This is a genomic window from Amycolatopsis sp. NBC_00348 (assembly GCF_036114655.1).
GTDB lineage: Bacteria > Actinomycetota > Actinomycetes > Mycobacteriales > Pseudonocardiaceae > Amycolatopsis.
The window spans coordinates 3,853,581-3,879,144 of record NZ_CP107994.1 but is presented as its reverse complement, the minus strand read 5'-3'; the positions used below and the strand labels follow the sequence as shown (position 1 = coordinate 3,879,144).

At 72.3% G+C, this 25,564-nt stretch carries 28 protein-coding genes and 1 pseudogene; 18 read left to right on the top strand and 11 right to left on the bottom strand.

Annotated elements, in window-relative coordinates:
- Window positions 1-218: 218 nt before the first annotated feature.
- Window positions 219-2,042, bottom strand: coding sequence for an arabinofuranosidase catalytic domain-containing protein (locus OHS58_RS16625; RefSeq protein ID WP_328648888.1), 1,824 nt, complete (start codon window positions 2,040-2,042; stop codon window positions 219-221).
- A gap of 733 nt (window positions 2,043-2,775) precedes the next feature.
- Here OHS58_RS16625 and OHS58_RS48745 point away from each other — a divergent pair.
- Window positions 2,776-4,140 (top strand): beta-1,3-glucanase family protein, encoded by a 1,365-nt coding sequence (locus OHS58_RS48745; RefSeq protein WP_442875541.1) that lies wholly within the window; start codon window positions 2,776-2,778, stop codon window positions 4,138-4,140.
- A gap of 42 nt (window positions 4,141-4,182) precedes the next feature.
- Here the strand turns inward: OHS58_RS48745 and OHS58_RS16610 are convergent, their stop codons facing one another.
- The 3 genes from OHS58_RS16610 to OHS58_RS16600 all read right to left on the bottom strand — a co-directional run bounded on the left by OHS58_RS16610 (window position 4,183) and on the right by OHS58_RS16600 (window position 6,470).
- On the bottom strand, window positions 4,183-5,277 hold the full coding sequence (locus tag OHS58_RS16610; RefSeq protein ID WP_328648887.1) for a YeiH family protein: 1,095 nt from the start codon (window positions 5,275-5,277) through the stop codon (window positions 4,183-4,185).
- Window positions 5,274-5,405, bottom strand: a complete 132-nt coding sequence (locus OHS58_RS16605; RefSeq protein WP_326948963.1) for a hypothetical protein — start codon at window positions 5,403-5,405, stop codon at window positions 5,274-5,276. Before OHS58_RS16605 ends, OHS58_RS16610 begins: the two co-directional genes overlap by 4 nt.
- Window positions 5,406-5,507: 102 nt before the next feature.
- Window positions 5,508-6,470 (bottom strand): LysR family transcriptional regulator, encoded by a 963-nt coding sequence (locus tag OHS58_RS16600; protein ID WP_328648886.1) that lies wholly within the window; start codon window positions 6,468-6,470, stop codon window positions 5,508-5,510.
- 85 nt (window positions 6,471-6,555) lie between these two features.
- Here OHS58_RS16600 and OHS58_RS16595 point away from each other — a divergent pair, with 85 nt between their 5' ends.
- From OHS58_RS16595 to OHS58_RS16570, 6 genes are read left to right on the top strand one after another with little or no spacing between them, the layout of a single operon-like run.
- Entirely contained in the window at window positions 6,556-7,164 is a 609-nt protein-coding gene (locus tag OHS58_RS16595; RefSeq protein ID WP_328648885.1) for a hypothetical protein, read from the top strand.
- Window positions 7,161-7,532: an SgcJ/EcaC family oxidoreductase gene (locus OHS58_RS16590; protein WP_328648884.1), complete on the top strand. Its 372-nt coding sequence runs from the start codon at window positions 7,161-7,163 to the stop codon at window positions 7,530-7,532. Before OHS58_RS16595 ends, OHS58_RS16590 begins: the two co-directional genes overlap by 4 nt.
- Entirely contained in the window at window positions 7,529-7,909 is a 381-nt protein-coding gene (locus OHS58_RS16585) for a VOC family protein (RefSeq protein ID WP_328648883.1), read from the top strand. The genes OHS58_RS16590 and OHS58_RS16585 overlap by 4 nt, the downstream gene beginning before the upstream one ends.
- Before the next feature lie 60 nt (window positions 7,910-7,969).
- Complete coding sequence (locus tag OHS58_RS16580) at window positions 7,970-8,917, top strand: NAD(P)-dependent alcohol dehydrogenase (protein ID WP_328648882.1); 948 nt, start codon at window positions 7,970-7,972, stop codon at window positions 8,915-8,917.
- A 36-nt stretch (window positions 8,918-8,953) separates the two neighbouring features.
- Complete coding sequence (locus OHS58_RS16575) at window positions 8,954-9,631, top strand: haloacid dehalogenase type II (protein ID WP_328648881.1); 678 nt, start codon at window positions 8,954-8,956, stop codon at window positions 9,629-9,631.
- 41 nt (window positions 9,632-9,672) lie between these two features.
- Window positions 9,673-10,107 carry a VOC family protein gene (locus OHS58_RS16570; protein ID WP_328648880.1) on the top strand — a complete coding sequence of 145 codons (435 nt, stop codon included), beginning with the start codon at window positions 9,673-9,675 and terminating at the stop codon, window positions 10,105-10,107.
- Window positions 10,108-10,110: 3 nt separating this feature from the next.
- On the opposite strand, the gene OHS58_RS16565 is transcribed toward OHS58_RS16570, so the two are convergent.
- Entirely contained in the window at window positions 10,111-10,734 is a 624-nt protein-coding gene (locus OHS58_RS16565) for a TetR/AcrR family transcriptional regulator (RefSeq protein WP_328649825.1), read from the bottom strand.
- Window positions 10,735-10,797: 63 nt separating this feature from the next.
- On the opposite strand from OHS58_RS16565, the gene OHS58_RS16560 reads away from it, so the two are divergent.
- Both OHS58_RS16560 and OHS58_RS16555 read left to right on the top strand, forming a co-directional pair.
- Window positions 10,798-11,622: an ABC transporter ATP-binding protein gene (locus tag OHS58_RS16560; protein ID WP_328648879.1), complete on the top strand. Its 825-nt coding sequence runs from the start codon at window positions 10,798-10,800 to the stop codon at window positions 11,620-11,622.
- Window positions 11,615-12,352 (top strand): ABC transporter permease, encoded by a 738-nt coding sequence (locus tag OHS58_RS16555; RefSeq protein ID WP_328648878.1) that lies wholly within the window; start codon window positions 11,615-11,617, stop codon window positions 12,350-12,352. Before OHS58_RS16560 ends, OHS58_RS16555 begins: the two co-directional genes overlap by 8 nt.
- Window position 12,353: 1 nt before the next feature.
- Here the strand turns inward: OHS58_RS16555 and OHS58_RS16550 are convergent, their stop codons facing one another.
- Window positions 12,354-13,115 carry a class I SAM-dependent methyltransferase gene (locus OHS58_RS16550; protein WP_328649824.1) on the bottom strand — a complete coding sequence of 254 codons (762 nt, stop codon included), beginning with the start codon at window positions 13,113-13,115 and terminating at the stop codon, window positions 12,354-12,356.
- Between the two features lie 113 nt (window positions 13,116-13,228).
- Here OHS58_RS16550 and OHS58_RS16545 point away from each other — a divergent pair, with 113 nt between their 5' ends.
- Complete coding sequence (locus OHS58_RS16545; RefSeq protein WP_328648877.1) at window positions 13,229-13,831, top strand: TetR/AcrR family transcriptional regulator; 603 nt, start codon at window positions 13,229-13,231, stop codon at window positions 13,829-13,831.
- Here OHS58_RS16545 and OHS58_RS16540 read toward each other — a convergent pair.
- Both OHS58_RS16540 and OHS58_RS16535 read right to left on the bottom strand, forming a co-directional pair.
- Complete coding sequence (locus OHS58_RS16540) at window positions 13,809-14,162, bottom strand: putative quinol monooxygenase (protein WP_328648876.1); 354 nt, start codon at window positions 14,160-14,162, stop codon at window positions 13,809-13,811. The genes OHS58_RS16545 and OHS58_RS16540 overlap by 23 nt on opposite strands.
- Window positions 14,159-15,709 carry an FAD-dependent oxidoreductase gene (locus OHS58_RS16535; RefSeq protein ID WP_328648875.1) on the bottom strand — a complete coding sequence of 517 codons (1,551 nt, stop codon included), beginning with the start codon at window positions 15,707-15,709 and terminating at the stop codon, window positions 14,159-14,161. The genes OHS58_RS16540 and OHS58_RS16535 overlap by 4 nt, the downstream gene beginning before the upstream one ends.
- A gap of 94 nt (window positions 15,710-15,803) precedes the next feature.
- Between OHS58_RS16535 and OHS58_RS16530 the strand changes: the two genes are divergently transcribed.
- The 3 genes and pseudogenes from OHS58_RS16530 to OHS58_RS16520 all read left to right on the top strand — a co-directional run bounded on the left by OHS58_RS16530 (window position 15,804) and on the right by OHS58_RS16520 (window position 16,769).
- Complete coding sequence (locus OHS58_RS16530) at window positions 15,804-16,364, top strand: TetR/AcrR family transcriptional regulator (RefSeq protein WP_328648874.1); 561 nt, start codon at window positions 15,804-15,806, stop codon at window positions 16,362-16,364.
- A 20-nt stretch (window positions 16,365-16,384) separates the two neighbouring features.
- A pseudogene (locus OHS58_RS16525) lies at window positions 16,385-16,474 on the top strand (VOC family protein); the annotation flags it as partial.
- A gap of 133 nt (window positions 16,475-16,607) precedes the next feature.
- Window positions 16,608-16,769, top strand: coding sequence for a hypothetical protein (locus OHS58_RS16520; RefSeq protein WP_328649989.1), 162 nt, complete (start codon window positions 16,608-16,610; stop codon window positions 16,767-16,769).
- Window positions 16,770-16,773: 4 nt separating this feature from the next.
- Here the strand turns inward: OHS58_RS16520 and OHS58_RS16515 are convergent, their stop codons facing one another.
- Window positions 16,774-17,190 (bottom strand): VOC family protein, encoded by a 417-nt coding sequence (locus OHS58_RS16515; RefSeq protein WP_328648873.1) that lies wholly within the window; start codon window positions 17,188-17,190, stop codon window positions 16,774-16,776.
- A gap of 94 nt (window positions 17,191-17,284) precedes the next feature.
- Here OHS58_RS16515 and OHS58_RS16510 point away from each other — a divergent pair, with 94 nt between their 5' ends.
- Window positions 17,285-17,884, top strand: a complete 600-nt coding sequence (locus OHS58_RS16510) for a TetR/AcrR family transcriptional regulator (protein WP_328648872.1) — start codon at window positions 17,285-17,287, stop codon at window positions 17,882-17,884.
- A 207-nt stretch (window positions 17,885-18,091) separates the two neighbouring features.
- The gene (locus tag OHS58_RS16505) at window positions 18,092-18,286 is read left to right on the top strand and encodes a hypothetical protein (protein ID WP_328648871.1); all 195 of its coding nucleotides are present in this window, start codon (window positions 18,092-18,094) and stop codon (window positions 18,284-18,286) included.
- Here the strand turns inward: OHS58_RS16505 and OHS58_RS16500 are convergent.
- Window positions 18,232-18,981 carry a short-chain dehydrogenase/reductase gene (locus tag OHS58_RS16500; RefSeq protein WP_328648870.1) on the bottom strand — a complete coding sequence of 250 codons (750 nt, stop codon included), beginning with the start codon at window positions 18,979-18,981 and terminating at the stop codon, window positions 18,232-18,234. The two genes, OHS58_RS16505 and OHS58_RS16500, sit on opposite strands and share 55 nt — an antisense overlap.
- 171 nt (window positions 18,982-19,152) lie before the next feature.
- Here OHS58_RS16500 and OHS58_RS16495 point away from each other — a divergent pair, with 171 nt between their 5' ends.
- Both OHS58_RS16495 and OHS58_RS16490 read left to right on the top strand, forming a co-directional pair.
- Window positions 19,153-19,779: a hypothetical protein gene (locus OHS58_RS16495; RefSeq protein ID WP_328648869.1), complete on the top strand. Its 627-nt coding sequence runs from the start codon at window positions 19,153-19,155 to the stop codon at window positions 19,777-19,779.
- Window positions 19,780-19,888: 109 nt separating this feature from the next.
- Entirely contained in the window at window positions 19,889-21,871 is a 1,983-nt protein-coding gene (locus OHS58_RS16490; RefSeq protein WP_328648868.1) for an amino acid transporter, read from the top strand.
- 31 nt (window positions 21,872-21,902) lie between these two features.
- On the opposite strand, the gene OHS58_RS16485 is transcribed toward OHS58_RS16490, so the two are convergent.
- Window positions 21,903-23,159 carry a helix-turn-helix domain-containing protein gene (locus OHS58_RS16485; RefSeq protein WP_328649823.1) on the bottom strand — a complete coding sequence of 419 codons (1,257 nt, stop codon included), beginning with the start codon at window positions 23,157-23,159 and terminating at the stop codon, window positions 21,903-21,905.
- A gap of 369 nt (window positions 23,160-23,528) precedes the next feature.
- On the opposite strand from OHS58_RS16485, the gene OHS58_RS16480 reads away from it, so the two are divergent.
- Window positions 23,529-25,532, top strand: coding sequence for an MMPL family transporter (locus OHS58_RS16480; RefSeq protein ID WP_328648867.1), 2,004 nt, complete (start codon window positions 23,529-23,531; stop codon window positions 25,530-25,532).
- Window positions 25,533-25,564 lie beyond the last annotated feature (32 nt).

Genomic DNA, 25,564 nt, shown 5'->3' with positions numbered 1-25,564 from the left:
CTCGGTGTCGTGTTCCGGGGAAGATAGCGGGACAAGGTCACATTCCGGGCATGCCGGCCGGGTCACGACGGCGAGAGGGGATTCCGGGGGAGACACGGCGCGCGTGGGCGCGGGGCCTCGCGTTTCGCGGCCGGACTCGGCCTTCTGACTTGGTCCTGCTGCAGCCGGGTCGGCTGGAACGCTCTCTGACCCGGCTGCAGCAGGTGTGACTTCCGGCGTCAGATCAGCGAGAACTTCTGGGCCGCCGAGGAGTTGCAGTCCCAGATCTGCAGCCGTGTGCCGTTGCCCGTGGCGCCGCTCGGGGAGTCCAGGCAGCGGCCGGACTGCGGGTTGCGCAGCGAGCCGTCCGCCTGCTGCGTCCAGCCCTGGCCGCCGACGCCGTTGCAGTCCCACAGCTCGACCTGGGCGCCGTTGGCCGTGCCGTTGCCCACGATGTCCAGGCAGCGACCCAACGTCCGCAGCGCGCCGCTCGACAGGTGGAACCAGTGCTGGTCCACGGCGAACGACTGGCAGTCCCACAGCTGCACGCCGGTGCCGTTGACGCCGTGGTCGTCGCCGGCCACGTCGACGCACTTGCCGCCGGGGCCGGTGATCGGGCCGCCGCCGGTGACCGAGAACTTCTGCGCCGCCGCGCCGTTGCAGTCCCAGAGCTGCAGCCGGGTGCCGTTGGCCGTGGCGCCGTTCGGCGCGTCGACGCAGCGGCCGGACTGCGGGTTGCGCAGCGAGCCGTCGGCCTGCTGCACCCACTTCTGGCCGCCGACGCCGTTGCAGTCCCACAGTTCCAGCAACGCGCCGTTCGCCGTCCCGTTGCCGACGACGTCGAGGCATCTGCCCAAAGTGGACAGTGACGAGTCCGCGTTGTGCGCCCAGTGCTGGTCGGACGCGTTCGCCTGGCAGTCCCACAGCTGCGCCGCGGTGCCGTTGGTGCCGGTGTCGTCGCCGGCGACGTCGAGGCACTTGCCGCCGGGGCCGGAAACCGGCGCCGCGTAAGGCGGTGTCCCGGTGGATCCCGAGTAGCCGACGGAGACCACATTGGACTGGACGGCGTCGTCCGCGGCGTCGGTCGGGTAGCCCGCGGTCATCACGCCCTCGAAGAACGAGCCGATGGACGCGTTGCTGTTGTCCCCGCCGGTGCCCAGCACGATCGAGCCCTCCTGGTGCATCGGCGTGTACCCGCCCGACGGCAGCGCGCCGTTGTACCAGGTGGTGAGGCCGCCGCTCTGGGAGTTGCCGCCCTTGAGCGCGAACGTCGTCTGGCCGTTGTTCTTCAGCAGCGCCGTGACGAACGGCGTGGCGTTGCCGCGGTTTGCGGTGTTGGAGCGGTTGCCCTGGAACAGCCCGTTCTCCAGGTCGCCCGCCACCCACGGGCCGATGCCGGTGCACGGCGGGAAGTAGCACGTGGTGCCGAGGTTCACCGCGTCCATGTGGCCGTTGCCGGTGTCGGCAATCTGCGCCTCGACGTTGCCGTAGTCGAAGCAGCAGCCGCCGTTGACGTGCGTCCCGCTGGCGACCATGTACATGCCTTCGGGCTGGCCGTTGACCGCGACGCCGGCGCCGACGTAGTGCCGGTACCCGGTGCCGGGGGAGACGTAGACGCCGTAGACCTTGTGCCCGCCCGCGGTGACCGGCAGCGCGGACGCGATCGCGGCGACGTCCTGCCCGCCCGCGGTGCCCGGGCCTTCGACGGTGAGGTCGTTGTGGCGCGGGGACTGGTCGTAGATCACCGTGATGGTGCACGTCGTGCCGGCGCAGAAGGTGTCCTGCGCGGCGGCGTTGGCGTACCCGCCGGTGGCGAGCAGGCCGATGTTCGTCTCGGCGCGGTCGGAGGCGCGCTGCACGCGGTAGAGGTTGCCGGCGTAGGCCGAATACAGGGCGCGCGTGGTGCTGTGCGCTGCGACGCACTGGGTGCCCGCGGCGCCGTAGATGTCGCAGGGCAGGGATCCGGCGGCCTGCGAGGTGGTGGCCAAGCCGAGCATCGTCCCGAGGACGAGCAGCGTCGTGGTGAGCGTGGCGAGAAGTCTTCGGCCGGAAACGCGGTGCACGGGGACCTCACTCTCAAGCCGCAGGTCAGCGACCCGGGCGGATTTTTACAACGTTGTATTTCCAGGAGAGAAGGGGGCTGCGGGGAAGCCGGTGGGGATGTGGCGAGAGTAGGTCGGCGTTCTCGATCGTGTCAACAGGTCACGAGGTGCCGGTGGCCCGGTCCCCGGCGGTTCGCCGAGCGGTGCACCCGGACGGCCTATCCGGCGGGGATCCTTTTCGTGCCAGGGGATGCGGCTCGCTCAGCGCGATTCGTCCGGTTGGTGGCCCCGGCGGGCGGCGCACTTCGGGAAAGGTCCGGCCGCGGCTCGCCGCTTTCTGTTCTCCCGTGCCGTCTTCGGCCGATCGGGCCTGGTGCCGGCGGTCGCGCTGACGCCCACGGCGCGGGAATCGCGGTCCGGCGTCGCCCTGATGGCGGTGCCGGCCGGGTTCGGCCTGACGCGCGGACCCCGGACGGGGCGGAAGACGCCGCTGGGCATGACTGACTCCAGGTGAGCAGAGGCCCCTGAGCGGGTGGCGGCGACACGCAGGAGGTGAGGTGAATCGGTTCCGAATATCGCCCGCGGGCCCCGATCTGTCAAGGCTTGACAGGTCGGGGGCAGTGGTATGAACCTTTTCACCGAGCGTCCCCGGCCGGTCACGGATGCACCTTCCCGGTGGTCAGGGGGCGAGCCGGACGACGCCGTCCCCTGACCGGCGGCGGGTCCGCCCCACTTTCCCGGCCAGGGAGGAACCATGCCCACGATTGCCCGTCCGCGGCGCCGCCGCGGACCCGGTACCCGGTTGACGACGCTGGCGGCGGCGCTCGCCGTCGCCGCGCTCGGCTTCACCGCACCCGCGGCGCACGCGGCGGATCCGCTGATCTCCCAAGGGAAAGCCGTCACGGCGTCCTCGGTGGAGAACGCCGGCACGCCCGCCACCGCCGCGGTGGACGGCAACACCGGCACCCGCTGGTCGTCGCAGTTCAGCGATCCACAGTGGATCCAGGTCGACCTCGGCGGGGCGGCGACCGTCAGCCAGGTCGTGCTGCGCTGGGAGGCCGCGTACGCCACGGCGTTCCAGATCCAGGTGTCCGCCAACGGGTCCAGCTGGTCCACTGTGTACCAGACGACCACCGGCACCGGCGGTGTGCAGACGCTGAACGTGACCGGCTCCGGCCGGTACGTGCGGCTCTACACCACCGCGCGCGCCACGCCCTACGGCGTCTCGCTGTTCGAGTTCCAGGTCTTCGGCACCGGCGGCGGCACGACCACCCCGCCGCCCGGCTCCGGCGTCCCGCCCGACTCCTTCTGGGGTGACACCGGCAGCATCCCGGCCGCGCGGAACGTGCTCACCGTGAAGGTCCTCAACCGGACCAACGGCAAGTACCCGGACAGCCAGGTGTTCTGGAACTTCGGCGGCCAGACCCACTCGATCGCCGAGCAGCCCTACATCGACATGCCGGCCAACTCGGCCGGGCGGATGTACTTCTACCTCGGCACCCCGAACGGCCAGTACGCCGACTTCATCGAGTTCACCGTCGGCCCGGACGTCTTCAACGGCAACACCACCCGGGTGGACGCGTTCGCGCTGAAGCTGGCCATGCGGCTGCACGCCCACGACGGCTACGACGTGCAGGTCGGCGACGACTACGGCACATTCCAGGAGGACCGCGCGGCCACGTTCGCCCGGTTCCAGGCCGAGGTGCCGACCGAGTTCAAGGGCCTGGCCACGGTGAACGCGCCGTACCGGATCCCGGCGCCGGGCAGCGCCCCCGACTTCCGCGCGGGCGGGCAGTACGCGAACTACTTCACCGCCTACGCCCAGTCGGTCGGGGTCAACGAGCCGACGTCGAACATCACCGGGTGCGCCGGCTCGCTGGCCGGGAACCCGAACATGTGCGCGGCGCTGAACCGGCACACCGCGCAGCTGCCGGCGTCGCAGCAGCAGGACCCGGCGAACTACTACAAGGCCGCGCCGGCGAACTACTACGCGAAGTACTGGCACGACCACGGCATCAACCACCTCGCGTACGGCTTCCCGTACGACGACGTGGCCGGCCAGTCCTCGTTCGTCTCGCACGGCGACCCGCAGTGGCTGGAGGTCGCTGTCGGCTGGTGACCGGTGGGACGGCCCCGGGCGATCCCCGGGGCCGTCACCCGGCTAGAGCGTGAACCACTGGGACGTCAGCAGCACGAGCCCGAGCGAGCACGCGGCCACGACGACCAGGCCCAGCGCCGCGACGACGAGCGGGCGGAAGCCGCTGCGGGCCATCTCCCGGAAGTCGAAGTTCAGGCCCACACCGGCGAAGCACAGCAGGAACGCCCACTTCGACAGGTTGCCGAGGCTGGTGACGTCGGCCTTCGCGAAGACGTGCGCGGTGGCCAGCGCGGACACCACGATGAAGCCGAGCACGAACTTGGGGAACGTGCGCCACACGAACCCGGCGCGGCCCTTCAGTCCACTCGCGACGGCCTTGCCGCCCCGGGTCGACCAGTAGGCCGCGTACCCGAGCACGACCAGGCCGATCAGCGCGTTGCGGGTGCTCTTCACCGCGACGGCGACGTCCTGGGCGTGCGGCGAGTAGGCCGCGCCGGTGGCCGTCGTCTCCGCGGTGTTGTCCACGGCCAGGCCCGCCCACAGCCCGAACTGCGTGTCGGTCAGGTTCAGCGCGTGCCCGATCAGCGGGAAGGTGAACAGCGCGACGGCGCCCAGCGCGAGGATCGCGGCGATGGCGTAACCGGAGTCCTCGTCGTCGGCGTCGATGGAGCCCCGGCCCGCGATGATCGCCGAGACGCCGCAGATGGACGTGCCGATGGCCAGCAGCGACGACAGCTTCCCGCCGAGCTTGAACGCCTTGCCCACCAGGAGGATCACCGTGGTGGCGACGGCCATGTCGACGAGGATCAGGCCGAGGCTCAGGCCGCCGAGCTTGGCCAGGTCGCCCAGCACGAACCGGGCGCCGAGCAGCACGATGCCGATCTTCAGCCAGAACTCGTAGGTCGCGACGCCCGGGCGGAACACGGCCGGGACGCCGATGGTGTTGCGGATGAGCAGCCCGAGGATGATCGCCCACAGCACGTACTCGAGGTCGGGCAGCGCGGTGCCGGTCGCCTTGCCGATGCTGCGCACCCCGTTCTGCGCCAGCGTTCCCACGATGCCGACCGCGACGAGCAGCAGCAGGCCGGGGAGGTAGCGCAGGACGGGGATCGCCGTCAGCCCACCGCTTCGGGTGGTGGTGTCGGTCGGCGTCGTCATTTGACCAGGAAGGTGATCGTCGGCAGCAAGCCGAAGGCGGCCAGCAACACCAGCACGGCGGCGACCGCCACGGCGGCCCAGTCGGCGCTGATGCGCGGCGCCGGTTCGCGGTCTGAATCGGAACTCATGACTGCAGGACTGTAGGCGCCGGTACGCGCACTGGACAGCACGCGGCGCGCGCGTCCAAGGGGTGGGAGATGTCCGGTTCGCCCTTGACGGCGACCGGCGGCTCACGGGAGGGCGAACGCGGAACCGCCGCCGTGCCACCACTTCCGGTAGAACCGTGACGCCTCGACGAGCGTGAGGTAGTCGTGCTCGATCTTGGCGCACACCTCGCCCACGAGCGACGCCAGCCGGGAGTCCTTGCGCCACGCGAGAACCAGGTCGCGCGAGAGCGGCGTGCCGGCCAGCGACAGCGTCGCGAGCCCGTCGCGGGCCGTGCCGATCGGGTAGAGCAGGCAGATGCCCCGGTTCTCGGCGGTGAGGGCGAACGCGACGTGCGCCTCGGTGGTGAGGTGCGCGATGCGCTGCTCGAACCCGGCCGCCGCGCAGACCCGGGCGAAGTACTCGTTCATCCCGCTGTCGTCCGGGTCGGGCATGACCCACTTCTCGTCGGCGAGGTCGGCCAGCTGGATCTCGCCGCGCTCGGCGAGCGGGTGCCGCCGTGAGACGCCGATGAAGAACGGCTCCCGCACCAGCAACCGGTGTTCGACGCCGTCGGGCGGGCTCACCGGGAACCCCGCAAACTGGCGCAGTACCGCGACATCCAGCTCGCCGGAGCGCAGCAACGCCGTGAGCGTCCCGGTTTCGCGGATCGTGCGGCTGGTCACCTCGCGGCGGGGCAGCATCGCGGTCAGGGCGTTGACCAGCAGGCTGAACTGCTGCGCCGGGATCCCGCCCACCTTCACCGGCGCGCCGGACTCGCTCGCGGCGTTGACGCGGGCGGTGCGCTGCAGCGCGTCGAACTGGCGCAGCAGGTTGCGCGCGTCCCGGATCAGTTCCGCGCCGGTGTGCGTCGGCACCACGCCTTCGGGGGAGCGGAGGAACAACGCGCCGCCGACGAACTGCTCGATGCGTTTGAGCTGCGTCGTCACGGCTGGCTGGCTCAGGTGCAGCCGCGCGGCGGCGCGTCGCAGGCTGCCGGCTTCCGCCACCTCGACGACGAGTTCCAGGTGCCGGATCTCCAGACGCATCCCGAAACATTATCGCCTGGTGCAATAGGGCCGATCCCGTGACGATCATGGCCGCCCCCGCCGCGGCCCGGTTACGTTCCTCCGCGTGACAGCACTGGCTTGTGTTCCGCTGAGCGGAAAGACGGCGCTCCCCGCCCTGGTCTCGGACGACGTCGTCCGGCGGTTCCTGGCCGCCGCGGCCGTCGAGTACGCCTGCATCACCCCCGACACGCCGAAACCCTGCTTTGGCGTGCTGCTGGGCACGGTCGCCGAGGACGCGCTGCTGGTGTCGGACATCGCCTTCGCCCGCAACGCCCGCACCACCGATCCCAACGCGCGGGCGGAGTTCGCGACGACGATCGTCCCGCGGTTCGGTTCGGCGTACGAGAACGCCGTGCGCGCGTGGTGGGTCGCGCCCGCCGACCTGCTCCGCATCTCCCGCGACGGCGACGACCGCGGCCTCGACCTCCTCGGTTCGATCCACCTGCACCCGGACTGGCACCGGCTCGGCCCGGAGTGCGAACGCGACCGCCCGCTGAGCGACCGGCCGACCCCGATGGACGAGTACGTCTTCCGCAGCGCGGGCTGGCCGCTGAACGTCGTCTGCTACCTGGAACGGCAGCACGGCGGGTTCTACTACTCGCTGGCCGCGTGGGACGGCGACTGCGCACCCGTCTCGTTGCGCGTGCTCGCGTCGGCGGGGGTGACCGCGTGACGGACGAGGAGATCCGCGCGTTGTGGCACACCATGACGGCCGGGTGGGCGCGCGGTGACGCCGCGCGGTTCGCCTCGGTCTTCGCCGCCGACGTCGACTTCGTGAACGTCCGCGGCGAAGCGCTTTCCGGGCGGGACGCCGTCGAATCGGGCCACGCGCGGCTCTTCGCCACGGCTTATCGCGGGACGACGTTGGCGGCGTCGGTGACGCTGATCCGCCGGCTCGCGCCTGGCCTGTCACTGGTGCACGCGACGTCGGAGATCGCTCCCGCCGGCGTCGTGACGCACGCCCAAGCCGTGGTCCGGCACACCGGCGCCCCCGAAATCGCCGCCTTCCACAACATGATCCCGAAGGGACCCCCTCGATGACCCGCCCCCGGCTGCGGCACCTCGCGTTCGTCGTCCAGGACGCCGAACGGATGGCCGCGTTCTACTGCGAGCAGTTCGGCATGGACCTGTTCCACACCGACCCCGACGGCAGCCGCTTCGTCACCGACGGGTACCTCAACCTGGCGCTCATCCAGCAGCGGCTGGACGGCGACGTCGCGACCGGCTTCAACCACTTCGGCTTCCAGGTCGCCGACGTCCCGCCGGTCGCCGACCGCCTCGCCGCGGCCGGCGTGCCGCGGCCCGTCCTGCGCGGCGGCGACCGCCCGTTCGCCGAGTACCGGGCGATCGATCCCGAGGGGAACTGGTTCGACCTGTCGGAGCACGGGTTCCTGCCGCCTGGCGTCGAAGCGGGGTGATCCCACCGGCGCTCTTCTCACTTCGCGTGCTGCGGCCGGTTCCCGTGTTAGAAGTGGAGAATGCTATCCACTTCGATGCGGCTCGCGACCTACGACCGCTACGGACCGCCTGAGGTCCTGTCCGTGACCACGGCGCCGCTGCCCCGGCCGCGTCCCGGCGAGGTCCTGGTCCGGGTGCGCGCGGTGTCGGTCAACGGAGGCGAATCCACCGTGCGCGCGGGGAAACTGCGGCCGTTCACCGGCACGAAGTTCCCGAAGGGCGTCGGGGTCGACCTGGCCGGCGAGGTCGTCGAGCCGGGGACCAGCCGGTTCGCGGCGGGCGACCGGGTCTGGGGCGTGCTGGGCCGGCGGCTGGGATCGGCCGCGGAGTACGTCGCCCTGCCGGCCGACCGGCTGGACCACGTCCCGGCCGGGCTCGACGCCGTGGAGGCGGTCGCGCTGGCCGTCGGGACCACGGCGATCACGGCGTTGCGCGACCTGGCCGCGCTCGCGCCCGGCGAGCGGCTGCTGGTCCGCGGCGCGACCGGCGGCGTCGGCTACATCGCCGTCCAGCTCGGCAAGGCGATGGGCGCGCGCGTCACCGGCCTGGCGAGCGCGGGCAACCTGGACCTGGCGCGGGAGCTGGGCGCCGACGAAGCGATCGACTACCGCGCGCCCGGAAAGCTGGGCCGCTTCGACGTCGTCCTCGACACGGTCGGCACCGAGCTGCCCGCCTTCCGCCGCTTGCTGACGCCGCGGGGCCGGATGGTCACGATCGCGTTCGAGCCCGGGCGCCCGGTCCGCTCCCTGGGCTACATCGCGGCGAACGCGCTGCGCCGGCGCAGGTGGGTCCGCTTCTTCAGCGGCAACCCGACCACGCCGCTGCTGGCCGAGCTGGGCCGCTGGGTCGCGGCGGGGGCGATCCGCCCCCAGGTCGACCGGGTGTTCCCGTTGGCCGACATCGCTGCCGCCCACGGTGCGCTGGAGCGGGGCGGGGTGCGCGGCAAGATCGTCGTCGACCTGTCCTGAGCTAGGTTGTCCGTTCGGCCCGCCGAAAGGACAACGATGCCGGCTTTCGAGTTCGACGCCGTGGTGTTCGACGTGCTCGGCACGCTCGTCGACGAACCCGCCGGGATCCGCGCCGGCATCCGCGAGTCCGGGCCCGCGCTCGCGGATCCGGTGGTCGACGACCTCGTGCGGCGGTGGCAGGACCACATCGAGGCCGAGCAGCGGCGCATCGCCGACGGCGAGCGGCCGTACGTCGTCAGCGACGTCCTCGACCGCGAAGCCGCCCAGGTCGTCGCCGAGGCCGCGGGGATCGCCGACCCGGCCGCACTCGCCTTGTCGGCCCGGCGGCTCCCCGCGTGGCCGGACACCGTCGACGGTCTCGCGCGGCTCGCCGGCCGGTTCCCGCTGATCGGGCTGTCGAACGCCAGTCGCACGGCGCTGCTGGCGCTCAACGCCCACGCGGGGTTGCGGTGGCACCAGGCGCTTTCCGCCGAGGACGCGCGGGCCTACAAGCCGGACCCGGCGGTGTACCGGCTGGCGGTCGCGGTGTCCGGCAGTCCGCCGGAGCGGCTGCTGATGGTGGCGGCGCACGCGTGGGATCTGCGCGGCGCGCAGCAGGCCGGCCTGCGGACCGCGTACGTCGCCCGGCCCGTCGGTGACCCGCCGGCGTCCTCGGATCGGTTCGACCTCCACGCCGAGGGCCTCGCGGACCTGGCCGGCCAGCTGGGCAGCTAAACCAGCGGGTGTCGACATGCCGATCCGGTTAGGGTGGGCCGATGAGTTCGGTCAGGCAGGTACAGATCACCTTCGACTGCGCGGATCCCGAGCGCGTCGCCCGGTTCTGGTGCGAGGTGCTGGGGTACGTCCTCCCGCCGCCGCCGAAGGGGTTCGACACCTGGGACGACTTCGACCGCACCCTGTCGCCCGAGCGTCAGGGCTCGGCGTTCGCGTGCGTCGATCCCACCGGCGAAGGCCCGCGTTTGTTCTTCCAGCGTGTCCCCGAAGGCAAGGCCGTCAAGAACCGGGTGCACCTCGACGTCCGCGTCGGCACCGGGCTCGTGGGGGACGAGCGGCTCGCCGCCCTCCAGGCCGAGAGTGCGCGGCTGGTCGCGCTCGGCGCGGTCCAGGAGCGGGTGCTGCTGGCCGACGGCTTCAACGAATCGTGCATCAATATGCAGGACGTCGAAGGCAACGAGTTCTGCCTGGACTGAGCGTCAGCGGCCGGCGACCCGCTCGATCACCGTGACGAGGTCGGCGAGGTCGGTGTCGAACTCGGTGTCCCAGTCGACCTGGGGGTCGAGCAGCGGGCCGAGGCGGTGGTGGGCGGGCAGTTCCGCCGGGCCGAGCAACGCGCGGCGTGAGCGCATGTCCCGGTTGCCGTCGGAAAACCGGCCCTGGGTCTCGGAGATGACGAACCCCAGCACGAACGTGGTCAGCAGCCGTTCGAGGCGGGCGACGTGGGCGTCGGGGACGCCCGCGTCCAGCAGCGCCTGGTAGATCCGGTCGACCGCGACGACGGCGTCTTCGGTGACCGACGGCCGGGTGAAGAGCAGGGTCACCACGGCGGGGTGTTCCTTGGCGAGGACACGCACACCGCCCGCGAGCAGGCTGAGCCGCTCGAGCGGCGGCGCGGCCGGGTCGGGCTCCGGGAGCAGGCCGAGCAGCCGGCCGACGATCGCGTCGAGCAGGTCGTCCTTGCTGCGGAAGTAGCCGTAGAGGGCCATCGGCGTCAGCTCGAGCCGCCCGGCGACGGCCCGCATCGACACCGCGCCGAGCCCCTTCTCCCGGGCCAGGGCCATCGCCGCGTCGACGATCTCGTCGCGCCGCTCGGTTTTCATCTTGCGCACCGGGTCAGTCTACGGTGTAGATTGCCGGTCTACACCGTAGACTGGAGGTGGGGGATGCTCGAAGTCACCGATCTGGTGAAGCACTACGGCGCGACCCGCGCGTTGGCCGGGTTCACGCTGCGCGCCGAGCCCGGCGAGGTGGTCGGCCTGGTCGGCCACAACGGCGCCGGCAAGACGACGTTCGCCCGGCTGGTGGCCGGCCTGGCCACGCCGGACGCCGGTGAGGTGCGGATCGTCGGCCGGGCGCCGAAAGCGGCCCGGGCCCTGCTCGGCTTCGCGCCGCAGGAGCCCGCGCTCTACCCCGACGTCACCGTCGCCGAGACGCTCCGGCTCTTCGGCGGGCTGGCCGGGCTGCGCCGCCGCGCGCTGGCCGAGGCGATCGACCGGATCGCCGACGCGTTGCTGCTCACGGCGTTCCTGCACCGGCGGGTCGGCGTGCTGTCGGGTGGTCAGCAACGGCGCACGCAGGCGGCGACAGCGATGTTGCACCGGCCGCGCCTGCTGCTGCTCGACGAACCCACCGCGGGCGTCGACCCGCAGACCCGGGCCGCCCTGCTCGCCGCCGTCCGCGCCGCGGCCGCCGACGGCGCGGCGGTCGTCTACACCACCCACTACCTGCCCGAGCTCACCGAACTGGGCGCGACCCTCGCGGTCGCCAAGGGCGGCCGGGTGATCGCCCGCGGCACCGCCGCGGACCTGCTCGGCGGGCTGCCCGGCGAGATCCTGCTCAGCACCGACGACGGCGAGATCCGCGTCGCCGCCACCGATCCCGGGGCGGCGCTGGCGGGTGTGCTGGCGACGACGTCCGCGCACGTCCGCGACGTCGAGCTGCGCCGGCCGACCCTCGACGACCTCTACCGGGCGGTGGCGCATGAGTAGGTTTTCGGTGCTGGTGCACCACAACGCGGTGCTGCGGCTGCGCGATCCCGGTCACCTGATCAGTTACGCGGTGATGCCGATGGTGCTGATGCTGGTGTTCAAGCCGCTCTTCGCCGCGTCGATCGCCGACGGCGCCACCCAGGCCGTGCTCGGCCTGCTGGTGATGTTCACCGTCCTCGCACTGTCCATTGTGGGCACCGCGCTGCTGTCGGAACGGACGTGGCACACGTGGGACCGGCTGCGCGCCACCCCGGCGACGGCGGTGGAACTGCTGGCGGGCAAGGCGGTGCCCGTGTTCACCGTCCTGGTGGCGCAGCAGGCTCTGCTGCTGGTGTTCGGGCACTACGTCGTGGGCATGCCCGCGCCCGCGTCGCCGGTGCTGCTCGGGTTCGCGGTGCTCGTCTGGAGCCTGACGCTGCTGGCCGTCGGCACCGCGGTGGCGACGCTCGTGCGCAGCCACGGCGAGCTGTCGGCGGTCTGCGACGTCGGCTCGCTGGTCGTCTCCTCGCTCGGCGGCGCGTTGATCCCCGCCACGATGCTGCCGGGCTGGGCACACACGATCGCGCCGATCTCGCCCGGTTACTGGGCGATGACGATGCTGCGCGGCGCCGTCGAAGGGCACTCCGGTGACGTCTTCCGCGCGGCCGCGGTCCTCGGCGGGCTGGCCGTCGTCGCCGGGGCCGTTGCCGTGGTGCGGCTGGAGCGCGGCCTGAGCCGGCTGCGGGGATGACTCAGCCGGCGCGCGGGGCGACGGCCGCCAGCGTCGTGTACGGCAAGGTGAACCGGCCGCCGATCTTGTCGACGGCCGCGCCGACGTCGGCCAGGACGTCGGCGACCTGGCCGGCCGGGAGCCGCGTCAGCACGCCGGTGGTGGGCAGCAGGTCGAGCCACTCGTCGCGCGTGTACGGCTGTTCCCAGTCGAACCGCCACTGTTCCGGCTCGCCGAGGCCCGGCACCTGACGCATGCCGTCGGCGGCCGCGGCGAACATCGTTTGGTAGATGTCCAACGCGGAGCGGTCGTGGCCCGCGACGCTCATGGGGGAGTCGGGGGCGACGCGTTTCAGCGCCGCCGCGTAGACCTCCGCGACGCCGGGCGGCATGTCGTAGACGTGCCCGAAGACGGCCAGCCGGCCGCCCGGTCGGAGCACTTCCACGGCCTTGGCCGCGCCGGCGACGGGGTCCACCCAGTGCCACGCCTGGCCCGCGACGACGGCGTCGAACGTCCGGCCGGCGGGGTCCCAGGCCTCGAAGGTCGCGACCTTGACGTCGACGCCGGTCTCGCGAGCGAACCCGGCCATCCGCGCGTCGGGGTCGACGCCGAGGACGCGGCAGCCGGCCGCCAGGAACTGCCGGGCCTCGATGCCGGTTCCGCAGCCGACGTCCAGGACGTCGCGGCCGGGCCCGGCCGCGAGGATCCGCTCGATCAGCGCGGCGGGATACGGCGGGCGGGCGCGGTCGTAACGTCCGGGATCGACCCCGAACGACTCCGCGATCCGCCGGGCCCGATGGGGCGCGGTTCCGGCAGAATAGGGCTGTTCCGAAGGGGAAGTGGGCATGCGCCCACCATAGTGGGCACTTGCCCACACGGGCAAGGGAGGACGGCCGGGTGCCGACCGGAGTGCACATCCGCGACGCGCGGCGGCAGCTGTTCGACGCCGCCGAACGCGTCCTGCTCCGGGACGGGCCGAGCGCGCTGACCAGCCGATCGGTCACCACGGAGGCCGACTGCGCGAAGGGTGTGCTGCACCGGCACTTCGCCGACTTCGACGAGTTCCTGGCCGAACTCGTCCACGAACGCATCATTCGGGTCGACGACCAGGCCGGGTCGCTGCGCGCCGCGGCCGGCACGGGCACGGTCGCGGGAAACCTCGCCGCCGCGTTGACGGAGCTGCTCGACCCGATCGCGTTGGCGATGGTCAGCCTGGTGTTCTTCCGCGACGAGGTCCGCACCCGCCTGCGCCGCTCCGGCCTGCCCCACGGGGTGCCGGTGCTCGCCGAAGCCCGCGGGATGTTCGCGGCCTACCTCACGGAGGAACGCGCATTGGGCCGCATCGCCGCGGACGCCGACGTCGAGAACGTCGCGCTGTCGCTGATCGGGGCCGGGCACCTGCTGTTCGCCGGCCGCCGCGGTGGGCCGCCGCCGGCCGGGGAGGTCGACCAGCTGGTGGCGACGGTCATCGCGGACGTCATCCAGCGGCGTCTGCTGTAGGCAGCGGGCTCGACATCCGCAGGAACTGCTGCCGCAGCGGCCCGGTGACGTACGGCCCGACCGCCCGGATGAACTCCTGCGTGTACGGCTGGGCCAGGTGCTTGTCCAGGTCGGTCTTCGACCGGAACATCTCGTAGATCACGAAGGTGTCCCGGTCGGCCCGATCCCGGTGGACGTGGAACTCGAGCGCGCCCTCCTCCGCCCGCAACGGCTCGACCAGCCCGAGGATCAGCTCCTCGACCCGGTCCGCGCACCCCGGCTTGGCCGTGGCGAAGCCGAGATGGGTGTAGGGCCCGGTCTCATCGGCGTCCGGCTCGGGCAGCACGGTCATCGGCCTTCTCCGTTCACGGGGAACCACTTGCCCAGCCACGAAGTCACCGGCGCCGGATCGGTACCGGCGGCGGCGAGGTAGCCGTCGGGCCGGATCACCAGGACGCCGGGCGTCGCCGCCAGCTCCGCCGCGACCCGCGCGTCGCCGCCGACCAAGCCGGGCTGCGCGGCCGCGATCCGGCCGTTGTGGAGGGTGAAGACCCGTTGCCATGGAAGGAGAAGCTCGACGGCCGGTCCGGTCGTGAGCACGGTGAGCTTGGTCAGGTCGAGCAAGTCGTAGAGCCGCCGGACGCCGCCCTCGGCCACGACGTCGACGTCGGGCACCCGGTCGCCGGCCCGCAGCGGGCCCAGCCGGCCGGCCCCGGCGGCGATCGGGCTCTTGCGGTAGCTCGCCGTGGTTTCCCCGAGGATCGCGGTCGCCTTGTCCTGCACGAAATCCCGGCTCAGCGCGATCGGGGCCATCGTCGTGACCATCCGGTGCACCAGGGGATTGGTGGAGTTCCACACCTTCGTCGCCGTCTCGGTCGCGCGGACCAGCTTGGCGATCACCGGGACGCGGTCGGTCTGGTAGGTGTCGAGCAGCGCCGGCGCGGCCAAGCCCCGGTGCACCAGCGCCAGCTTCCACGACAGGTTGATCATGTCCTGGATGCCGGTGTTCATCCCCTGCCCGCCCGCGGGGCTGTGCACGTGCGCGGCGTCGCCGCCGAGGAACACCCGGCCGGCGCGCAACGCGGGCACGTGCCGGCTGTTGATCCGGAAGTGGGAGAGCCAGTTCGGGTCGCGCAGCCGCGCCGGCAGCGGCGCGACGTGGTCCCAGATGTCCTGCAACGCGGGCAGTTCCGGCACGTCATCGTCGGTGCCGGGGCCGGGATCGGTGGAGATGAACCGGAACCGGCTCCCGGCCATCGGGAAGACCGCGACGAAACCGTCCCGGGCGAGGAAGATCGAAAGCTGGTCCTCCGGGACGTCGCCGTCGAGGTACAGGTCGGCCAGCAGGTACCGCTGCGCCATCGCGCGGCCCTTGAACGGCAGGTCGAGGGCGTGCCGGACGGCGCTGTGCGCGCCGTCCGCGCCGATCAGGTACGCGGCGTGCACCGTCTCGTGGCCGCCGTCGCCGTCCTTCAGCACCGCGCGGACGCCGTGCGCGTCGTGCTCGAAGGAGAGCAGCTCGACGCCGCGCTCGATCTCCACACCGTGCGCGCGGACCCGCTCGGCCAGCAGCTCTTCGGTCTCGGCCTGGGGGAGCAGCAGGATGTGGTTGTAGCGCCCGGGAATCCGGTCCAGCTCGACGGTCGCCAGCTTCCGGCCGCGCCCGTAGATCGCGGTCCCCGAGGCTCGCTGCCCCCTGCGGAGCATGTCCTCGCCGACGCCGCGGGGCCGCAGCAGTTCGAGGGTCCGGGCCTGGATGGCCAGTGCTTTCGACGTCGCCGACGGCGCGGGCGCCCGGTCGACGATCCGGACGCGCACGCCGAGGCGCGCCAGCTCCATCGCGGCGGTCAGCCCGGTCGGCCCGGCGCCGACGACGAGCACGGGACGTTCCTGGTCCATGTCACCACTGCCTCTCAAGTCACCGAGCGTTGACTTATCGAGGGTAAGCCGGTCCGGGCGAGCAAGTCAACGGTGGGTGACTTATCCTCGTCCCATGGCACCCCCGCGAAGCCGCAACGCCCAGGCCACCCGGGCCGAGATCCTGTCGGCCGCGCGGGAACGGTTCGCGGCGGACGGCTACGAGCGCACGACGCTGCGGATGGTCGCGGCCGACGTCGGCGTCGACCCGGCCATGGTGCTCCGCTACTTCGGCAGCAAGCAGGGCCTGTTCACCGCCGCCGCCGACTTCACGCTCGACCTGCCGGACCTCGCCGGCGTCGCGCCGGCCGACCTGGGCGCCGAGATCCTGCCCCGGTTCCTGGCCGTCTGGGACCACGACAGCACGTTCCTCGCGCTGCTGCGCGCGGCGATGACCAGCCCCGAAGCCGCCGGCAAGCTGCGGGAGCTGTTCAGCGCGCAGGTCGCGCCGGCGTTCGCCAAGGCCGCCCCGGACCACGCGGGCGAGCGGGCCGCGCTGCTGGGCTCGTTCCTGCTGGGGATCGCCACCACGCGCTACGTCCTGGAGACGCCGGGGACGGCCATGTCACCCGCCCGGCTCACCGCCTGGGCCGCCCCGGTGATCAGCCGGATCCTCACCGGCCCGGCCCCGGAGTGACCTGACGAGAGGAACACTTCATGCACGTCAACCGGCTCGATCACTTCGTGCTGACGGTGGCCGACATCGACGCGACGGTGGAGTTCTACGGCGCCCACCTCGGCATGGAGGTCGTCACCTTCGGCGACGGCCGCACTGCGCTCGCGTTCGGCGGCGGCAAGATCAACCTGCACGAGGCGGGCCACGAATTCGAGCCCAAGGCGCTCCGGGGCCGTTCCGGGCAGTGCCGACATCTGCCTCATCGTGGACGACCCGGTGGCCGACGTCGTCGCGCAGCTGACCGCCGCCGGGATCGCGATCGAGGAGGGCCCGGTCGAGCGGACCGGCGCGACCGGCCCGATCACCAGCGTGTACCTGCGGGATCCGGACGGGAACCTCGTCGAGCTGAGCAACTACCGCGACTGACGACTCAGGACGCGGCCGGCTGGATCAGCTCGATCAGGTTGCCTTCCGGGTCCTTGACGTAGCCGAACCGGGCACCGGGCCGGACCGCGTCGGCCGGCGGCCACACCGGTTCCGCGCCCGCGCTCGTCAAACCGGCGAACGCGTCGTCGAGGTCGTCGACTTCGAGGGCCCAATGGCCGTAACCCTGGGCGCGCAGGACGTCCATCGGGTCGGTGAACGTCTCCGCACGCGCGGAGCCCGCGCGCGCGATCAGCTCGATCCGGACGCCGCCCGGGGTCTGCAGGACGGCCGTGCGGACACCGGCTTCGGGTACCTCGAACTCCTCGACGACCTCGGTGAAGCCCAGTGCGCCGGCGTACCAGCGCCGCTGCGCGTCGAGGTCGGCGACAGAGACGCTGACGTGGTGGAAGCGGATGGACATGGCGACTCCCGGAATTCGAGGCTTTCCAGCCAATGTAGGCAGTGTCCACAATGTTGTCAACGACAACATTGTGGGCGTTGACTACACTCCCGGCATGGCCGACACCGCGCCGCCGTACCACCATGGCAACCTGCGTTCCGAGCTGCTGGACCTGGCCGAACGCACCCTCGAGGAGGCCGGCGTGGCCGGGTTGTCGCTGCGCGGCCTCGCGCGCGAGCTCGGCGTCAGCCACAGTGCGCCGCGGCAGCACTTCGCCGACAAGAAGGCCCTGCTGGACGCGCTCGTGCTGCGGGGCCTGGAACGCCTCGGCACCGAGCTGGACGATGGGCTCGGCCGGGCGAGCGGCGGCTTCGAACAGCGCCTGACCACGTTCGCGCGGGTCTACGTCGGGTTCGCCACCCGGTGCCCGGCCCTGCTCGCGCTCGTGTTCGCCCACAAGGACGATCCGGCGCGTCCGGAGCTGCAGGCGGCCAACGACCGGACCTTCGCGGCACCCGTCGCCCTCATCGACGGCGCGCGGGACCGCGGCGAGATCGTCGGCGACGACCCCGACCGGGTCGCCATGGCCGTGCTCGCCACGCTGCAGGGGCTCGCGTCGATCATCACCGGCGGCATGATCGCGGACCGGTCGCCGGACGCCGTCGTGACCGGGACCGTGCACAGCCTCGTGCGGGGGCTGGCGCCGCGGCGGTGAACTGGCGCGCCGGTCATCGCGGGGGCAGGGCCTCAAGCCACCGGCCGGCTTCGCGACGACGCGGTTCAACGGCCTGCACGCCTACTTCCTCGTCGCCCCCGACGGCACGCGGCGGGCGTTCCGCTACTCGTGGAGCCTGGTCTTCACGCTGGGCGCGCCCGAGGATCCGACCGACGACGTGAGCGCGCGCCGGCCGGTCGCGAGACGGTGACCGCCGGGACCCTGCGCCTGCTCGCCCCGCACGAGGACCAGGACGAGGTGGAGCGGACGGTGTTCGACCCCACGGGTGTCGTTCCCGGGATCGAGCTGCCCGACGATCGCGGCCCGCGGTCCGGCCGGAGTGACGGTCAGCCGGCCGCCGCGCGGCCGCCGTCGATGGTGACGATGGTGCCGCTGATGTAGCCGGCGCGGTCGGATGCCAGGAACGTCACCAGGTCCGCGACCTCCCGCGGTTCGGCGACCCGGCCCGAGGGCAGTGCCGCGAAGCTCGCGTCGACGTCCGCGTTGGCCGCGCGCATCGCCGTGATCCGCTCGGTGGCGACCGGGCCCGGGTTCACGCCGACCACGCGGACGCCGTCGCGCGGGCCGACGCCGCCCAGGGCTCGCGTGAAGGCCATCAACGCGGCGTTGCCCGCGCCGCCCGCGATGTAGCCGGCCGTGGGACGCTCCCCGCCGGTGCCGATCACGTTGACGATCACGCCGTGACCGGCTTCGCGCAGCCGCGCGTAGACGAGCCGGGTGAGGTCGACGTAGCCGAAGACCTTGAGGTCCCAGGCGTGCCGCCACTGCTCGGGGCCGACCTGGTCGAGCGAGCCGGCGGGGATGTCGCCCGCGTTGTTCACCAGGATGCCGGCGTCGGTCGTGGCCGCGGCGAGCCGCTCGAGGTCGGCGGCCACGCGCAGGTCCACGACGTGCACCGTGGCCTCGACGCCGTACGCCTCGCGCAGGTCGTGCGCGCGGGCCTCCAGCGCGTCCGCGCTCCGGGCCGCCAGGTGCAGGTGGCAGCCCTCGCCGGCCAGCGCCTCGGCGATCGCCGCCCCGATGCCCTTCGACGCGCCGGTCACCAGCGCGCGCCTGCCGCGAAGATCCAGGTCCATGTGCCGTCCTCAGTCGTGGGGAACCACCCGGTGTCGAACGTACGGGAAGCGCGAGGAGTCTCACGGTTCGTCCGCCGCGGCGAAGGCGCGCGTGAGAGGCTGACCTCGGCCGTAGCCGCCGCAGCGAGGTGGCGCACCGTTGGGGGGCGGTCAGCCGAGACCGAGGACGCCATGACCTACCCGCAGCACCCCGGCCCGCCGCAGGGGCCCTACCCCGGACAGCAGCCGTACCCGGGCCAGCCGTACCCGGCCCCTTCAGGCGGGTTTCCCGCGCAGCAGTACCCCGGTCAGCCGGGCTACCCGCCGCCGTACCCGCAGTCGCCCTACGGGATGCCGCCCCCGAAGCCGAACGGCGCCACGGCGATCATCGCGGGCGTGCTCGCGGTGCTCGGCGGGCTGCTGTACCTCGTCGGCGTGATCGGCAGCGTCATCGGGCTGGCGAGCATCGGGTTCGGGTACTGGTTGATCATCGTCTATCTGCTGCTGGACGTGGTGCTCGCGGGGACGCTGCTCGGCGGCGGCATCCTCCTGTTCGCGCGCAAGCCGATCGGCCGGCTGCTCACCATCATCGGCAGCGGGCTCGCCATCCTGGTGACCGTCGTGTCGTTCGTGCTGGACGCGGTCGGTCTCATGCACTTCGGCGCCGGCATCGGCAGCATGTACCTCGGCGGCCCGATCGCCGGCCTGCTGATGGTCCTGATCCCGGCGGCCGCGACGCTGACCCTCGCGATCGTCAAGCCGACGGCGGTCTGGTGCGGCCGCCCGACGCCGGGCGCCGCGGGGTACCCGCCGCGCTGACCCGGCCGGCCGCGGGTGATCGGTGCGGGAGGGGCCGGGCAGAGCGCCCCTGCGCCGGTCCGGCATTGTTGCGCCCGGGAGTGCACGCCGCCGATCGGGGAGTCGTAGCTTGAGCACCGCACCAGAGTTCGTGGTCCCGGCCGTCGTCGAAAGTCCCGTGACGGCGAAACCGCCGTCCGGGCGGACCGTGCGGTGGCTCCTGGAGCACCGGGTCGCGCCGGCGGGCCCGGAGGCGGCCGAGGACCACGCGACGCCGCAGGCGTGGTGGAAGGTCATGTGCCTCACCGGCGTCGACTACTTCTCCACCCTCTCCTACCTGCCGGGCATCGCCGCGCTCGCCGCCGGCGCGCTGTCGCCGCTCGCGACGTTGCTCATCGTCGCGCTGACGCTGCTGGGGATGCTGCCGATGTACCGGCGCGTCGCCCGCGAAAGCCCGCGCGGGCAGGGGTCGGTGGCGATGCTGGAGGACCTGCTGCCGTTCTGGCGGGGCAAGGTCTTCGTGCTGGTGCTGCTGGGGTTCGTGGCGACGTCGTGGATCATCACGATCACCCTGTCCTCGGCGGACGCGTCGGTCCACCTGCTCGAAAACCCGTACCTGCCCGGGTTCCTGCACGGCCACGCCGTGCTGATCACGGTCGTCCTGCTGCTCATCCTCGGCGGCGTCTTCCTGCTGGGCTTCAGCGAGGCGGTCGGCGTGGCCATCCCGCTCGTGGCCGTCTTCCTGCTGCTCAACGCCGTCGTCGTGGTCGTGGCCGGCGTCGACCTGTTCTCGGACGCGGCCGCGTTGTCGCGGTGGTCGGACGCGCTCACCTCGGGCGGCGGCGGCTTCGGCGGCATCGTGGGGCCGGCCGTCGTCGCGTTCCCGCTGCTCGTGCTCGGGATGTCCGGCTTCGAGACCGGGGTCAGCATGATGCCGCTGGTCGCGGCCGAGGGGAAGACCGACGAGCAGCGGCTCGAGTCGCGCATCCGCAACACCCGCAAGCTGCTCACGGTCGCGGCGCTGATCATGTCGGTCTACCTGATCGCCACGAGCTTCATCACCACCGTCCTGATCCCCGCGGACAAGTTCAAGGACGGCGGGGAAGCCAACGGCCGTGCCATGGCCTACCTCGCGCACCAGGAGCTCGGCGAGGCGTTCGGCACCGTCTACGACGTCAGCAGCGTGCTGATCCTCTGGTTCGCCGGGGCGTCGGCGATGGCCGGCCTGATCAACATCGTGCCGCGGTACCTGCCCTCCTACGGCATGGCGCCGGAGTGGGGCCGCGCGGTCCGGCCCGTGGTGCTCGTCTACACCGTGATCAGCGTCCTGATCACCGTCGCGTTCGGTGCCGACGTCAACGCCCAGGCCGGCGCCTACGCCACCGGGATCCTCGCCATGATGGTCTCCGGCGCGGTCGCGGTGACGATCTCCTCGATCCGCCGCAAGCAGCACGCCGGCACCATCGGCTTCGCGGTGCTGACGCTCGTGTTGCTCTACGCGCTGGTCGAGAACGTCATCGAGAAGCCGGACGGCCTGGCCATCTCGGCGTTGTTCATCCTCGGCATCATCGTGGTGTCCCTGATTTCGCGGGTGTCGCGCACGACCGAGCTGCGGGCCGAGCGCATCGAGTTCGACGAGCCGGCCCGCCGGTTCGTGACCGAGTCGCTGGCCGACGACGGCGCGTTGCACATCATCGCCAACCACCGCCAGGGCGGTGATCTCGCCGAGTACTCCGCGAAGGAAGCCGAGCAGCGGAGCATGAACCCGTTGCCCGGCACGGCGGCCGCGCTCTTCCTCGAGATCGACGTCGTCGACCCGTCGGAGTTCAGCAACGTGCTGCAGGTGCGGGGCGTGGAGGTCGACGGCTACCGGGTCCTGCGCGCGGACAGCCCGGCGGCGCCCAACGCGATCGCCGCGGTGCTGCTGGCGCTGCGGGACGCGACGGGCGTGCGGCCGCAGTGCCACTTCGAGTGGTCGGAGGGAAACCCGCTCGGGCACCTGTTCCGCTACCTGATCCTCGGCCGCGGCGACACCGCCCCGGTCGTCCGGGAGATCCTGCGGACCAGCGAGGCCGATCCCGCCCGCCGGCCCGGTATCCACGTCGGCGGCTGAACTCCGCCACCGTCCACTTGCGACGGACCGGTCACTCGTCGTCGGCGGACGCCTCCGGCGGCCGGGTGCCGAGGAGCTGGTGGGCCCGCAGCGCCATCTGCAGCTCCAGCCGGTGCAGCGGGTCCGCGAGCCGGTCGCCGAACAGGCCCGTCAGCTGGCCGACGCGGTAGCGCACGGTCTGCGGGTGGATGCCGAGCGCCTGGGCGATGTCCGGGGTGTTCCCGTTGTGCTCCAGCCAGCTCAGCAACGTCTCGGCCAGCCGGAGCTGCTGCTTGACCGTGAGGCCCGCGAACGGGGCGAGCACCTTGTCCGACAGCCGGTCGAGCAGGAAGCGGTCCAGCAGCAGCCAAAGCGTCGAGAGGTGGTCCCCGCAGTGGGTCACGGCCCGGTCTTCGACGAGCCCCTCCCGGACGAGTTCGAGGGTCCTGCGGGCCCAGTGCCGCGACGTCGCCGCGTCGGGCGGCCGGACGCGGGGGCCGACCGCCGCCCGCCAGCCGGGCAGCCGGGCTTCGAGGGCGCGCAGGTCGCGGTCCGGGTTCGGGGTCAGCAGGCAGGGTTCGCTGCCTTCGAGGTCGAGCAGCACGTCGTCCGGCACCTGGGGCGTCGGCGGCAGCTGGTGCTCGTCCCGCGGTTCGAGCGCGATGACGGTGATCCACTCCGGGATCTCCCACTTCGCGGCTTTGGCCATCGTCGCCACCGTGGCCGGTGCCGAGGCCGGGGTGGCCAGGAGCAGGTCCAGCAACCGTCTCCGGCGGCGCTCCAGCGTCCCGGTCGCCCGCGCCTGGGCCAGGGTGTACCCCTCGACCGAGTAGGACGAAATCTCGTCCACGTAAGCGAAGATGGCCTCCGCGCCGACGCAGAGGATCGACGCGGGGAGGCGGTGGACCTGGCCGAATTGGGAGATGTAGCGCCAGGCGGCCCGGCCGCCCGCGCGGTAGGCGGCCTGCAGCGAGTTCAGGCTGCCGCCGTCGTGGTGGACGCGCTTGCCGACCTCGGTGAACAGCTTCGCCCAGTCGTCCTGGGCGGCGCCCTGGTCCTCGATGCTGTCGATGCAGCTGACGACGGCCTGCTCGATCGCCTGGACGATCACCTTGCCGAACTCGCCTTCGAGCGGCTTCGCGTACTCGGGCACGGCCCGCTGGATCTCTTCGAGGATCCGCCGCGCGACGGGATCGGCGTGCGGCCGGAACCGCCGCGCGATCTCGGTCGGCAGCGAGCACCAGAGCCGGCGGGCCTGGCCCGCACTCCGAGGTGACGGGACCAGGTGTGTCACGTCGTTCGAGACCACCCGGTCTCCGGTCGTCCGCGTCACTGCCACCCCTTGCCGCACGACGGCTGCGACTTCCCCGGTGAAGTCCGCGATCTGCCGCGTGCACTCACGTCGCGGCTGACGCTCCGACATCAACCGCGCACGCCATGTACTCATACGAGGTCCGATTTGGCAACCGTTGATCTTGCGTGCGGGTGACGTTCTGTCGCATCGCGAACAACCGGCACGGAGAACTTGTCAACGTCCGACAACGCCGCGGGGGCGGCGAACACTCACGCCCGGACGGGGTTTGCCGAGCCGATTTGTGAAGCCGGACGGTATCTTCGCCCGCGCCGCGGTTGTTAGCGTGATCAGCTGTTTCCGCTGCTCACGACCGGGGAGGACAGGATGACGGCGCTCGTGGCGTGGTGCTTCCGGCGGGCGCCGTGGGTGCTCGCCTGCTGGCTGCTCGCCCTCGGCGGGCTCCTGTTCGCCGCGCAGCACACCGGCGTCGCCTACCGCGACACCGTCGCCCTGCCCGCGGCGGACAGCTCCGTGGCGGCGGACCTCCTGCGCGGCGCGGGCGGCGACCGGGAACGCGTGGTCGTGCGACCCGCCGACAGCGCCGGGGTCGACGTGCTCACGGGCCGGCTGCGGAGCCTGCCGCACGTCGTCTCGGTCGATCCCGGGCCGGTGTCGGCCGATCACCGCGTCGCCGTGCTGGACGTCCGGTTCGACGCCGACGCCGAGACGCTGGGGCAGGCGGCGGCCGACGACTTCGCCGACGTCGTGCGCGAGGCGGGTGTGACCGCCGGGGCGTCCGGTCAGCTGGCCTCGATGACCGCCGCCGCGCCCGACCTCGGCAACGCCGGGATCGGGCTGGTCGCGGCCGCACTGGTGCTGCTGCTGGCTTTCGGCTCGCTGACGTGCGTGCTGCTCCCGGTCCTGACGGCGTCGGCGTCGGTCGGCTGCGCGCTCGCGGTCGTCGCGCTGCTGTCGCACGTCATGACCGTGCCGAAGATCAGTACCGAGATCGCCGCGCTGCTCGGGCTCGGCGTCGGCGTGGACTACGCGCTGTTCGTGCTCACCCGCTACCGGCAAGGGATCCAGGACGGCCTGGCCGCCGAACAGGCCCTCGCGGCCGCCGCGGCGACGTCGTGCCGGAGCGTGGTCTTCGCCGGGGTGACGGTGTGCGTGTCCCTGTCCGGCATGCTCACCGTCGGGATGGCGTTCCTCGACGGGATCGCCGTCGCCGCCACGGTTTCCGTGCTCCTGACGATGGTCGCCGCGGTGACGTTGTTCCCCGCGTTGCTGCGCCTGCTCGGCCGCCGGATGCGCGTCCGCCCGGCCGGCGCGGGCGGGCTGTGGCCGCGGGCGGCGCGCTCGGTGACGTCGCGTCCGGCGCCGTACGCGGTGGCGGCGGTGCTGGTCATCGCCGTGCTCTCGCTCCCGATGACGGGCCTGCGGCTCGGCGTCCCGGGCGCCGGGCTGGACCCGCCGGGCAGCGTCACGAAGGTCGCCGCGGAACTCCTGGAGGACGGCTTCGGGCCCGGCGCCAACGGCCCCGTGCTGGTCGTCCGCCACGTCACCACGGACACCGATCGAGCGGCCGTCACGACCTTGCGCGACACCCTGCTGACCCGGGCCGACGTCGGTCCGCCCGACTACCTGCCCGGGCCCGTCGCGGTGTTGACGGTGGTGCCGCGGACCGCGCCCGACGACCCGGCCACCACCGACCTGCTCGCGTGGATCCGCACGGCCGGCGGCCCGGACGTCCACCTCGGCGGCGTCGTGGCCACCCAGGCCGACTTCTCCGCCGCGATCACCGGCCGGCTGCCGCTGTTCCTGCTCAGCGTCGTGGGCATCTCGGTGCTGGTGCTCGCGTGGGTGTTCCGCAGTGTGCTCATCCCGCTGACCGCCGCGGTGATGAACCTGCTCACCGCCGCGGCGACCACCGGCGTGGTCGTGTGGGTGTTCGGCGCGCCCATCGAGCCGTACCTGCCGGTGTTCCTCTTCGCGGGGCTGTTCGGGCTGTCGATGGACTACGAGGTCTTCCTCATCGCGCGGATCCAGGAGGAGTGGCGTCGCGGCGCGGACACGCGGACCGCGATCGTCGAGGGGATCGTCTCGACCGGGCGGACCATCACCGCGGCCGCGGTGATCATGGCGCTGGTGTTCGTCTCGTTCGCCTTCGTGGACGCGCGGGTGGTGCGTGAAGCAGGCGTCGGGCTGACGGCCGCCGTGCTGCTGGACGCCGTGCTGATCCGCTGCCTGCTGGTCCCCGCGGTGATGGTCCGGCTCGGGGCCGCGAACTGGTGGTTCCCGCGCCGGTTGCGTCCGCGTGAGCACCGTTCCGCTGCAATTCCGGTGCCGGATGACAACCGCGAAGTCTTGACACCCACCGACCGTTGATTCCATTCCGGCGCGTTGTTAGTTTCCGGAAA

Coding starts and splice junctions, on each gene's coding strand:
- OHS58_RS48745 (WP_442875541.1), top strand. CDS start 2,776: ATGCCCACGATTGCCCGTCCGCGGCGCCGCCGCGGACCCGGTACCCGG.
- OHS58_RS16610 (WP_328648887.1), bottom strand. CDS start 5,277: ATGACGACGCCGACCGACACCACCACCCGAAGCGGTGGGCTGACGGCG.
- OHS58_RS16605 (WP_326948963.1), bottom strand. CDS start 5,405: ATGAGTTCCGATTCAGACCGCGAACCGGCGCCGCGCATCAGCGCCGAC.
- OHS58_RS16600 (WP_328648886.1), bottom strand. CDS start 6,470: ATGCGTCTGGAGATCCGGCACCTGGAACTCGTCGTCGAGGTGGCGGAA.
- OHS58_RS16585 (WP_328648883.1), top strand. CDS start 7,529: ATGACCCGCCCCCGGCTGCGGCACCTCGCGTTCGTCGTCCAGGACGCC.
- OHS58_RS16580 (WP_328648882.1), top strand. CDS start 7,970: ATGCTATCCACTTCGATGCGGCTCGCGACCTACGACCGCTACGGACCG.
- OHS58_RS16575 (WP_328648881.1), top strand. CDS start 8,954: ATGCCGGCTTTCGAGTTCGACGCCGTGGTGTTCGACGTGCTCGGCACG.
- OHS58_RS16570 (WP_328648880.1), top strand. CDS start 9,673: ATGAGTTCGGTCAGGCAGGTACAGATCACCTTCGACTGCGCGGATCCC.
- OHS58_RS16565 (WP_328649825.1), bottom strand. CDS start 10,734: ATGAAAACCGAGCGGCGCGACGAGATCGTCGACGCGGCGATGGCCCTG.
- OHS58_RS16560 (WP_328648879.1), top strand. CDS start 10,798: ATGCTCGAAGTCACCGATCTGGTGAAGCACTACGGCGCGACCCGCGCG.
- OHS58_RS16555 (WP_328648878.1), top strand. CDS start 11,615: ATGAGTAGGTTTTCGGTGCTGGTGCACCACAACGCGGTGCTGCGGCTG.
- OHS58_RS16540 (WP_328648876.1), bottom strand. CDS start 14,162: ATGACCGTGCTGCCCGAGCCGGACGCCGATGAGACCGGGCCCTACACC.
- OHS58_RS16535 (WP_328648875.1), bottom strand. CDS start 15,709: ATGGACCAGGAACGTCCCGTGCTCGTCGTCGGCGCCGGGCCGACCGGG.
- OHS58_RS16530 (WP_328648874.1), top strand. CDS start 15,804: ATGGCACCCCCGCGAAGCCGCAACGCCCAGGCCACCCGGGCCGAGATC.
- OHS58_RS16515 (WP_328648873.1), bottom strand. CDS start 17,190: ATGTCCATCCGCTTCCACCACGTCAGCGTCTCTGTCGCCGACCTCGAC.
- OHS58_RS16510 (WP_328648872.1), top strand. CDS start 17,285: ATGGCCGACACCGCGCCGCCGTACCACCATGGCAACCTGCGTTCCGAG.
- OHS58_RS16500 (WP_328648870.1), bottom strand. CDS start 18,981: ATGGACCTGGATCTTCGCGGCAGGCGCGCGCTGGTGACCGGCGCGTCG.
- OHS58_RS16495 (WP_328648869.1), top strand. CDS start 19,153: ATGACCTACCCGCAGCACCCCGGCCCGCCGCAGGGGCCCTACCCCGGA.
- OHS58_RS16480 (WP_328648867.1), top strand. CDS start 23,529: ATGACGGCGCTCGTGGCGTGGTGCTTCCGGCGGGCGCCGTGGGTGCTC.